This window comes from Paraburkholderia sp. UCT2, assembly GCF_014397665.1.
Classification (GTDB): Bacteria; Pseudomonadota; Gammaproteobacteria; order Burkholderiales; family Burkholderiaceae; genus Paraburkholderia; species Paraburkholderia tuberum.
This window is the reverse complement of the sequence record NZ_VZQO01000157.1, coordinates 1-647: the sequence shown is the minus strand read 5'-3', so window position 1 is coordinate 647 and position 647 is coordinate 1. Positions and strand designations below refer to the sequence as shown.

Sequence of the window (647 nt, the reverse complement as noted above, 5' to 3'; positions counted from 1 at the left end):
ACGTCTTGATGTACACGCCCTGATGCGCCAGGCCGATAGCGCGATGTATCGCGCCAAAGCGAACGGGACGGACAAAACCTCATTCTTCGATGAGACGGGTGCCGGCGCGTAAGCGGATAGGGTTCCCGGCGGTGCCCTGCTCGTGTTGGCGAGCGCATTTGATGCAGGTGCCGGGCCGCGGCCGCTCGTATCTGGGAGCATGTGCGCGTCGTCTCGCTGCGGAAGGTAGTTTCGTTTCGCGGCTGGAGTTTGGCCCGGAGTGGGCCGAACTGAGACGGTCGCCATCCGGCCGGGTGCGGCGGCGAAGCAGCCATTCCTGCGCATCCTTGATACGACGTTTCAATGGCCGATCCACACCGGCGGATTCAACCGGTGGATGCAATAGTTTGCTGGAATCGGTCGCGGGCAGCAACTGCGCTGTCGCGCAGTGTTGATCCGGGAAGGATCAACAGCGAAACACGCCCGCGAAAATCAACAGGACGGATCGCTAAAGGCGAGCTCGACTAAAGGTGCGAGCATCATGGCAGCCGCGTTTGCGGGAGGCGGCTCGACCTTTGCGGGGCGGTAGATTACATCGCCTGCGGCGATGCCTTGTCCGCTCAAAGCGCATATACCCGATCGTTTCGCTGTAGCAAGGCGCCAAAGCT

General features: G+C 61.7%; 1 protein-coding gene. It reads right to left on the bottom strand.

Features of this window, described 5'->3' with window-relative positions:
* Positions 1 to 471: 471 nt before the first annotated feature.
* On the bottom strand, positions 472 to 647 hold a 176-nt coding region (locus F6X39_RS36200), incomplete at its 5' end, for a DUF3331 domain-containing protein (protein ID WP_187620167.1).